This is a genomic window from Calditrichota bacterium (genome assembly GCA_013152715.1).
Lineage (GTDB): Bacteria > Zhuqueibacterota > Zhuqueibacteria > Thermofontimicrobiales > Thermofontimicrobiaceae > 4484-87.
The window spans coordinates 1-9,306 of record JAADFU010000061.1; the positions used below are offsets into that span (position 1 = coordinate 1).

Annotated in this window: 10 protein-coding genes; all 10 read right to left on the reverse strand. The window is 41.9% G+C overall.

All coding sequences use genetic code 11. The annotated features are described in order from the left end of the window. Positions 1 to 588: site-specific DNA-methyltransferase (locus GXO74_04965; GenBank protein ID NOZ61009.1), on the reverse strand; the 588-nt coding region annotated here is incomplete at its 3' end. Between the two features lie 208 nt (positions 589 to 796). After that, positions 797 to 1,453, reverse strand: coding sequence for a ribulose-phosphate 3-epimerase (locus GXO74_04970; protein ID NOZ61010.1), 657 nt, complete (start codon positions 1,451 to 1,453; stop codon positions 797 to 799). After that, positions 1,450 to 2,220 (reverse strand): PASTA domain-containing protein, encoded by a 771-nt coding sequence (locus tag GXO74_04975; protein ID NOZ61011.1) that lies wholly within the window; start codon positions 2,218 to 2,220, stop codon positions 1,450 to 1,452. The genes GXO74_04970 and GXO74_04975 overlap by 4 nt, the downstream gene beginning before the upstream one ends. Positions 2,221 to 2,247: 27 nt before the next feature. Continuing rightward, the gene (gene rsmB / locus GXO74_04980; protein ID NOZ61012.1) at positions 2,248 to 3,579 is read right to left on the reverse strand and encodes a 16S rRNA (cytosine(967)-C(5))-methyltransferase RsmB; all 1,332 of its coding nucleotides are present in this window, start codon (positions 3,577 to 3,579) and stop codon (positions 2,248 to 2,250) included. A gap of 85 nt (positions 3,580 to 3,664) precedes the next feature. Then, positions 3,665 to 4,594: a methionyl-tRNA formyltransferase gene (locus GXO74_04985; GenBank protein ID NOZ61013.1), complete on the reverse strand. Its 930-nt coding sequence runs from the start codon at positions 4,592 to 4,594 to the stop codon at positions 3,665 to 3,667. 16 nt (positions 4,595 to 4,610) lie between these two features. Continuing rightward, on the reverse strand, positions 4,611 to 5,132 hold the full coding sequence (gene def, locus GXO74_04990) for a peptide deformylase (GenBank protein ID NOZ61014.1): 522 nt from the start codon (positions 5,130 to 5,132) through the stop codon (positions 4,611 to 4,613). A 13-nt stretch (positions 5,133 to 5,145) separates the two neighbouring features. Next, entirely contained in the window at positions 5,146 to 5,475 is a 330-nt protein-coding gene (gene yajC / locus GXO74_04995) for a preprotein translocase subunit YajC (GenBank protein ID NOZ61015.1), read from the reverse strand. Between the two features lie 147 nt (positions 5,476 to 5,622). Then, the gene (gene tgt, locus GXO74_05000; protein ID NOZ61016.1) at positions 5,623 to 6,747 is read right to left on the reverse strand and encodes a tRNA guanosine(34) transglycosylase Tgt; all 1,125 of its coding nucleotides are present in this window, start codon (positions 6,745 to 6,747) and stop codon (positions 5,623 to 5,625) included. A 290-nt stretch (positions 6,748 to 7,037) separates the two neighbouring features. Beyond that, complete coding sequence (locus GXO74_05005; GenBank protein NOZ61017.1) at positions 7,038 to 7,727, reverse strand: MjaI family restriction endonuclease; 690 nt, start codon at positions 7,725 to 7,727, stop codon at positions 7,038 to 7,040. Between the two features lie 29 nt (positions 7,728 to 7,756). Further along, positions 7,757 to 8,998, reverse strand: coding sequence for a site-specific DNA-methyltransferase (locus tag GXO74_05010; protein ID NOZ61018.1), 1,242 nt, complete (start codon positions 8,996 to 8,998; stop codon positions 7,757 to 7,759). Between the last annotated feature and the right edge of the window lie 308 nt (positions 8,999 to 9,306).

A 9,306-nucleotide genomic window follows, 5' to 3' on the forward strand; every position in this document is an offset into this window, starting at 1 on the left:
CAAATTTTTTATTTTTCTTTCTTGCGGTGTCGATGGTTCAAAAGAATCTATTCCGCCTTTGAGTTTCTCTAAATTGACTAAAACTCCCGGATTAAAATGTTTCTTTGATTTAAGAAAACTTGGCGCGTCTGTCTTTTTGTCAAGGGGTAAATCTTTTGATATTTTCAGCAGCAAATCAGGCCCCACATCCCATGTATTCAGTTTGTTTTGAGCAATAAACTGAAGCAGAGGATTGAGTTCCACACCATAAGATTTATAACCATTTAGTTTTGCCTGGACTAACGCAGTCCCACTTCCTGCGAATGGATCAAAAATGACTGGAGAAATATAATCAGTTTTGTATCTATTGATTATATTTTGGACAAAATTAGCCGAAAAGCCCTGAACATAAGAAGACCATCCGTGAACTAGTTCGTTGGAATTTGGAAAAAACTGAATTGGTTGAGGCCTCTCAATAATATTAATGCCTAATTCTTCCAAATATGGTACTGAATCGATGGACGAAGATCCATTGTTTTTTGGCGATGATTTTATGTTAACTTCTCTGACACTCAAATTTTCAGAGAATTGACACTCAAGTTGGGTCATAACTTACCTTTTTTTAAGGACACTTGAACGAGTAATTTATCTAGTTTACGTCTGCTACGATAATATAGAAAAATCGCACCTTATTGTCAAGTCTTAATTAAGACCGTTGATAATTTGCCAAAAACTGAAAAGAATAATAGAATATTTCATTCATTTTGGTTTTTTTTAATTCTCGTCAGCAACCAATCGCATGAGTAATATTTTATTTTCACGTCCCGACTGCTTTGTGAATTTCTCGGATAGCAGTTTTGGCGTCATCTCTGCCAAAAATCGCGGTCCCGGCAATGAGAACATTCGCCCCGTTTTCCACGACCAATTTTGCTGTTTCCGCATTGACGCCGCCGTCCACTTCGATGTCGATTTGTCTCCCTATGAGTTTCGCCATTTCTTTTAAGCGCCTGATTTTCGGCAAGACATGCGGAATGAATTTCTGTCCGCCAAAACCAGGATTGACAGACATCACCAGCACGACGTCAATTAGCGGCAAAATTTCTTCCAACAGTGCCGCCGGCGTCGCCGGATTGAGCGCCACACCGGCTTTTGCACCCAGTTTTTCCACCAATTGAACCGTGCGATGCAAATGTTTCACCGCTTCTACGTGCACAGTCAGAATATCGGCGCCGGCGTCGCGAAAGTCCGGAATTAAAAAATCTGGCTCCTCAACCATGAGATGGACATCCAGCGTTCCCTGCCATAGCCCGCGCAAAGTTTTTACAATTTTAGGCCCAAATGTCAAATTGGGAACGAAATGTCCGTCCATGATATCCACATGAAGCCAATCGATCCCGGCTTGCTTGATTTCGTTCAGTTGTTCCCGCAACCGCGAAAAATCGGCGGCGAGCACTGATGGCGCAATATGAATCATTTATTTTTTTCCTCGGATGATGGGAGCAATTTGCTCACCAAAAGATTGATTGTGTCGCCCTGAGTGACTTCTGTCTGCGGCTGCAACGACTGGCTAATCACAGTCAGCGGCAGCAAATCTTCGGCAATTTGAAAATTTACTTCGCCGAGCGTCAGACCCGATTTTATGATGATCGTTCTCGCGTCGTTCAAATTCCGTCCGATAAGGTCCGGCACAATGAATTTATCGGGATAAAGCCCCAGGCTCACTGTCAGTTCGATCTCGGCGCCCGGCTTGATTTCCGTTCCCGGCGGGATACTTTGGCTGGAAACTACCCCGGCTTGATAAAGATCCGAGTGCTCGTAACGAATGCCTTTAGATATCAAGCCCAGTTTGTTAATAGAAAAAATGGCATTGCGCTCCGATTTGGTAACCAGGTTCGGCATTTCCAAGGTAGGCTCGCCCTTGCTTACAATAACATAAATTCGCCGCCCTTTTTTCACTTTGGCTTGTGGTATTGGGTTTTGCGACATCACGACGCCGATGGGGTACGTATTGGATGGATCAAATTTTTTATCCTCTTCCACAATTTTCAGCGACAGCCGGTTCAGCGTATCTTTGGCGTCTTCGTAAAACATATTTGTCAGGTCAGGAACCTGAATCTGTTGACCATGTCTTGTGTAAAAAGGCATAAAAAATTGATCGAGCAGAAGATAAAACGCTAAAAATAACCCAAACAATATCAAGAAGATAATAATGGTTTTTTTTACCAAATTATTCAAAGCCATAAACTCTCCACCCGATAAATCGAGATTCTATTTTGCATTAATTTTTTTCAACCGTGTTGCGAACGACCCGTCCATTTTGTGTCGATGGGAAAAAGTCTGAACCCAACCTTCAGCGGCGACAAATCGTTCGGGAACGAACCGATCCGCGTGCTCTATTTTAAACTCAGGATGAATATTTAGAAATTTTCCTACAACCTGATCGTTTTCTTCCGGTTCAATGGTGCAGGTCGCGTAAACTATGACGCCGCCGGTTTTGACTAATTTTGCGGCATTCTCCAGAATAGCCATTTGCAAATTAGGCAATTCGCGCATTTCCTCGGGAGTCCGTCGCCAGCGCAAATCCACTCGTTTGGATAAAACGCCCAATCCGGAACACGGTGCGTCAATCAATATTTTGTCCACGGGCCCACTTGAAAAATTTGTCGCATCCGCCTGAATCAAACGATTCGTCGCAAATTTCAAACGCGACAAATTTTGTTTTACTAATTGCAACCGATGAAAATTGACATCCGCAGAAAAAATAGTCGCTTTTCCCGAAGACAATTCTAACAAATAACCGCTTTTTCCCCCAGGAGCGGCGCACAAATCCAAAATTTTCTCCCCCGACTGCGGCGACAACAAACGACAGGCCAGCCCGGCGCTGGCATCCTGCACAGAAAAATACCCCTGACGGAAAAATTCGCCGCGACCGATTTCCGCAAAAGAAGTGACCTGAAAAAAATCAGGCACGTCTTCAATTTGAGTGAATTCAATGTTTTCTTCCGCCAGAAAAGCTGCAAAATCTTCTGCACTGACGCGCAGCCGATTGGCGCGCAGCGAAATCAGAGGGCTTTGGTTATTTGTTTTGCACAGGGAAATTGTCTCGCTTTGGCCCCATCTTTCCAGCCAACGCTGCACCAGCCATCGCGGATGCGAATAGCGAACTGAAATAAAATCAACAATGTCTTTGCTGGGATCAGGGTAAACAACCTGCTCCGATTTTCTGATGTAATTGCGCAAAATGGCGTTCACTTTTCGCGACCAAAAATTTCCACCCCGTTTTCGCGCCAGCCGAACCGCTTCATTGACGACCGCGTAATCCGGGATTCGTTCCAAATAGAGCAGTTGATAAATTCCACTCTGCAAAATGTAGCGAATGAAACGGGGCGCGCGAGCAATGTCGCCCTGATAAAAATAATCGATGATCCAGTTCAATTGATTCTGCCAGCGAATGACGCCGAAAAAGATCTCCTGCGTCAATGCCCTGTCCGAAGGCTTCAATTCTTTTTCTTTCAGAATTTTTTCGAACAAAATATCGGCATAGGTTTCCGTGCTATTCCACTGCTCCAACAAATGAATGACTATTTGGCGCGCTGACATAAATCCTTCTGATTGAAAAAAGCATTGATCAAAACATTATTTCCTGATTTTGCATTTAAAAAAAATCGGCGCCAAAAAGAATCGCTCAGCTCAATATTTCACCCGTTTCAAGAGCATATCCGCGCAAATATTCCGCTGCAAACATGGGACGTCTGTTCGGCGGCTGCACGCGGGTAATTGCCAGGGCGCCTTTTCCGCAGGCGACCAAAAACCGATCTTTCTGCACAGCGACGACCTGACCGGGTTCAGCGCCCATCTGTTCATCATCAGAAAAAATTTCCGCCTGCAAAATTTTCAGTTCTTCGCCCCGCAAGACAGAAAACGCCCGCGGATACGGCGACAAACCGCGAATATAGTTGAAAACAATTTCCGCGTCCAGCGTCCAATTCAAATGACAAATCTCACGAGTGATTTTTGGCGCTCTCGTTGCTTTGCCGATTTGCTTGATGCGCGGCGCAGCTCCCTTTTCGATAGCGTTTACCGTCTCCAGCAGAAGTTCGGCGCCGGTCTGGCTCAATTTATCGTGCAATTCGCCGGCAGTTTCGTTTTCGCCGATGGGAACTTTGCGTTGAAAAATCCATTCTCCGGTGTCCACTTTTTCCTCGATGAAAAAAGTAGTCACGCCGGTCTCTTTGTCGCCGTTGATGATCGCCCAGTTAATTGGTGCCGCGCCGCGATATTTTGGCAACAGTGACGCGTGCAAATTAATCGTTCCTTTGGGCGGAATAGTGAAAACCGACGGCGGAAGAATGCGAAATGCCACCACGACAAACAAATCCGCGCCATAGCGCTGCAATTGCTCTGCAAAACTCGCGTCCGACAATTTTTCCGGCGTCAAAATCGGAATTCCTAATTCACGCGCCGTCAATTTTATCTGCGTCTCACGAATTTTCTGACCGCGACCTACCGGTTTATTCTGACCGGTCACGACGGCGATCACCTGATGATTGCTCTGATGAAGTTTCTGCAACGACGGAACTGCGAACTCGGGCGTCCCCATAAAAATCAACTTCATTCGTCACCTGCTGTTTTCACGCAACTTGCGCCATAATTTCCCGCTCTTCCGCGGCAATCTGTCTCAATTTTTTATGCAACAATTTTTTCTTGACCGAGCTGATGCGATCCACGAACAACACGCCGTTCAAATGATCAATTTCGTGCTGCAACACGCGCGCCAATAAGCCGTCTATCTGCTTCTCATGAATATTGCTATTAATATCCTGATAGCGAACCGTAATCACTTCCGGTCTTTTCACATCTTCACGGACATCCGGGATGCTGAGGCACCCCTCTTCTATCACAGATTCACCTTCCGCGAACAAAATTTCCGGATTCAAATATGCCGCGGGCTCCCCGTCCTCTTCGATCAGACTATGGTCCACGACCAGCAGCGAAAATGATTCCGCCACTTGCGGCGCAGCCAAACCGATTCCCTCCTCGTCTCGCATCTTTTCGATCATTTTTTCGGCCAACTGACGAATCCGATGATCAACTTTTTCCACCCGTTTCGCTTTCATGCGTAAAATTGGATTGCCGTATTTGATTACTCTCATCTCGATTACGACCTTAATTATTGATTATTTTTGCTACTGACGAACGCACCAGTTCGATCTTCGTGTTGTCCGCGATTTTAACGATGAGCACGCCGTCTTTCTCGCGGATGCCGACGATTTCTCCGTGAATGCCGCCGACGGTGATGATTTTATCGCCTTTTTTGAGCGCCTCGATCATCAATTTTTGCTCTTTTTGTTTTTTTGCCTGTGGCCTGAAAATTAAAAAATACATGATGGCAAAAATCAGAATAATCGGCAACCACAGTCCCATTGTGCTCGGACTTCCGCCGCCAGGAGCATTGCCTTGAGCGCCCATTGCGAGTAACATTACGTTGTGAATCACAGTTACCTCCAAAATTATTGTTATTAACTTTTTTTGTCACCAAGACACGGAAAGTCGAAATTTTCATTCTTTATTTTTTAACCTTTGTGTCTTGTGACTTCGTGGTTTATCTTTTTTATTAATTTTCTTTCAGTGGGAATAAAAAAATTACTCTCCGAAATATCTCTTCAAAAACTCCCTTTTCCACGATGAAAATCGCTCTTCCAGAATTGCTTTTTTTGCCAGTCCAACTAATTCCAAGTAAAAATGCAAATTGTGCAAACTGGCGAGCCGCATCCCTAAAATTTCCTCGGCTTTGAATAAATGGCGAATGTACGCCCGGGAAAAATTCCGACACGTGTAACAATCACACTCCGAATCAATGGGAGAAAAATCATCTTTGAAAGTGGCATTTTTGACCACTAACACGCCGTTGCGCGTAAAGACCGTGCCTTTGCGGCCGTTGCGTGTCGGCATGACGCAATCGAACATGTCCACGCCGCGTTCGATGCCTTCCAAAACATCTTCCGGTTTACCGACTCCCATCAAATAGCGCGGCTTGTTTTCCGGTAAAATTTCCGTGCAAAACGCAGTCATATCGTACATAATTTGCTTGGGTTCGCCGACGGAAAGCCCACCGATCGCGTAGCCGGGAAAATCCATTTCCACCAACTCATTGGCGCTGCGGCGACGCACTTCCTCGTACGTGCTTCCCTGAACAATCCCGAAAATTGTCTGTTCATGACCGTACAACGGCTCCGACTGCAGAAATGCTTTCAGCGAACGTTCCGCCCATTGCAGAGTCAGTTCGTTGGAATCAACCGCCTGCTGCAGAGTGCAAGGATACGGCGTACATTCGTCCAACACCATCATGATGTCCGAGCCCAAAATGCGCTGTGTTCGCACCACGCTTTCCGGTGAAAAATCATGATACGATCCGTCAAGATGCGACTGAAATCTCACGCCCTCCGGTTTGATTTTTCTCAATTTCGCCAGGCTGAAAACCTGATACCCGCCGCTGTCCGTCAAAATCGGGCGGTTCCAGTTCATGAATTTGTGCAATCCACCGGCTTGCTGAAGCAATTCTTCGCCCGGGCGCAAATACAAATGATAGGTATTTCCCAAAACAATTTGTGCGCCTAATTTTTCCAACTCTTCCGGCGACAGTGTTTTCACCGTTCCTTGTGTACCAACAGGCATGAAAATCGGAGTTTCCACCACGCCGTGCGCCAATGTCAATTTCCCTGCCCGAGCTTGCGATTCCGCATCTGTTTTTTCTAATTCAAATTTCACTAAATTGCTTCTATACCATTTATCGTTGGATGAAACTTCTGTTGGTTTGATTCTCTATTTAATTTACTTTGCACCACAAAAGCACGAAATCACAAAGCCCCACCCCAATGGCTGCGAACCAATCCGTCACAACCAGATTTTTTTTAACTTTTGCGCCTTCTTGTTATCTGTTGTAACGGTTGGGCTATGACTCGGATTTCAACGCTACTCTCGTTCAAACTGCTATGTCGTTTATTTTTGTTCGCTACTTTCACTTTTGTCACTTTCGCACGCATTACTTATAGCCATTGTTACAAACTGGCTTTCTTTAATCTTTCGATTTCTTTTCTAATTTCATCAATGACTTCTTTGTTTACAATATCTTTCTTGTTTCCTGTTCTTGCGGAGAAAATTACAAATACTTTGCCTCCATATTTTTCTTCGAAATCTTGAAAACTACCACTCATTCTCTCCGTTATTTTGTAATTTCCAAAATTTGCATTTGCCGTAACAGGTTTTATTTGAATACCAAACGCTTTGTTTCCTATTTTTCCAATGTAATCAATATCACCGGCATGGTCTAATTCGGGGTCACTTTCCTCAAACTCAACGTCGGGAAAAATTTTTGCCAAACCATCGTTAACAACAGATTTTTCAAGTAAAAAACCATCAAATGTTCTTACGATTGTTACCTGATAAATATACTCTTTACAATCTTCCAATGTTAAATCTTGAAAAGCTGCTGTCCATTCCGGAATTACAACTTCCGTTATTTTTGAATAAAGTCTTTCTCCAAGTTCATCAAGTGTCTCTTTGGTTATTTTTACGGGTTCTTTTGTTTTTGTAAATGCTCTTTCAAAATAAAACTGCTCCCATTCTTCCAATGCTTTGGGTTGGCATTCTCTAATAAGTGACATAACTTCACCTACTTTACTTGGTCTTGTTAATTGGTAAGTATTACTTGCATAATTCAAAACCTTTTCTTTTTTTCCAAATGATATTCCGTATTTTTTTATTTCATTTTTGCTCATTATTTTCCTTCTGTGAAATATTTCAGAAACCTGTCTTTTGTTTTGTATTGATATGATGAGTCAACCTCTGCCAAACCATTTTTTATAAGATGAGCATTTAAAAAAGTTTTGTTTTTTAAATACACATAAGCCATTAAATTATTATTCTGGTCGTGTTTAATCTCATCAAATTTTAGAAAAACCTTTTGTCCTTTGGTTTTCAATTGTAAAAATTCAGTTGCTTTCCCGTTAACTTCTTTTTTCTCTTTTATCCCGATTAATCTGACTGTTAAATCATTATTCAATTTTATTAATGCAGGACTGATAATTTCTTTTACAGAATAATATTCTTCTCTTTGTGTAGAGCTGTTCTTATCAATCTTTGAGCCGAATTGTAATTTTTTAGGGTCTGTTTTTTTATCAAATTTATGAAAGTCTTTAAAAATATAAGGAAGTTTCTTTATTTCTTCTTTGAAATATAAGGTAGGTTTTTCCTTTATAATTTCAAAATCAAAAAACATATCGTTATTTATATTTAATTTTTGTTTTATGTAAGGCAAGAACTCTTCATTAATTTCATATCCGATAGAATTTCTTCCAAGATTTTTGGCAGCAAGAGATGTAGTTCCGCTACCAAGAAACGGGTCAAGAACAGTATCTCCGACAAAAGCAAACATTTTTATCAATCTTTTGGGTAACTCTTCAGGGAAGACTGCGATATGTCCATCTTGTTTTGCTCCGCCAAAATTCCAATGACCTGAAAAATAGGTTTTCCATTCTTCTTTGGTCATTTTCGACAGTTCTTTAATCTCTCTACTTGGTTTTTTGGGTGTTCCGAGTTTTTTAAAAATTAATATAAATTCATAATCAATTGAAAGTATTCCGTTTCGCGGAGTTGGAAAACTACCCATTAATGATGCGCCTCCTGTGGTGTTTGAAGTAGTCTTTTTCTGCCAAATGATAGCTCCCATATAATCAAAGCCTATGCTTTCGCAGAATTTTATTATCTCGGTTCTGATAGGTATTACTTTATATCTTCCGTAATAAACCGACCTTGCAAACTGGTCGCCAATATTTACACATAATCGACATCCGCTTTCAAGAACTCTATAACTCTCTTTCCAAACAAGGTTTAAGTTATTAATATATTCTTCATAACTGTCATTATAGCCAATTTGGTCATCTGTTCCGTAATCTTTTAATTGCCAATATGGCGGTGAAGTGATAATTAATTGAACCGACTTGTCGGGCACACTACTCATTTGCCTGCTGTCACCAATTACAATCTTATGTTTTGTTTTTCCAACCATTTTTATCCTTTATTTCTTACAAAGATAATTCAAAATAAATTTATTTATATTCAGTTCATTTATTGGTCTTCACCCGCCATTGTGTATATGCAATGTTGTGCTTTCGTGCTTTATTTTTTCAAGCAGTTCGGTAAAAGTTTTAAAAAATCCAAGCATTTATTATAATTCAACTCATAAAAGTTTATTCCAATATTAATCGCATCATAATATTCTGTTTGGTGATTTCTATAATATTCTTCCGATGGTATTTTCCAAAACTT

Bases quoted from the DNA above. Each gene is read 5' to 3' on its own strand.
- GXO74_04970 (NOZ61010.1), bottom strand. From the start codon at position 1,453: ATGATTCATATTGCGCCATCAGTGCTCGCCGCCGATTTTTCGCGGTTG.
- rsmB (NOZ61012.1), bottom strand. From the start codon at position 3,579: ATGTCAGCGCGCCAAATAGTCATTCATTTGTTGGAGCAGTGGAATAGC.
- GXO74_04985 (NOZ61013.1), bottom strand. From the start codon at position 4,594: ATGAAGTTGATTTTTATGGGGACGCCCGAGTTCGCAGTTCCGTCGTTG.
- GXO74_04975 (NOZ61011.1), bottom strand. From the start codon at position 2,220: ATGGCTTTGAATAATTTGGTAAAAAAAACCATTATTATCTTCTTGATA.
- def (NOZ61014.1), bottom strand. From the start codon at position 5,132: ATGAGAGTAATCAAATACGGCAATCCAATTTTACGCATGAAAGCGAAA.
- GXO74_05010 (NOZ61018.1), bottom strand. From the start codon at position 8,998: ATGAGTAGTGTGCCCGACAAGTCGGTTCAATTAATTATCACTTCACCG.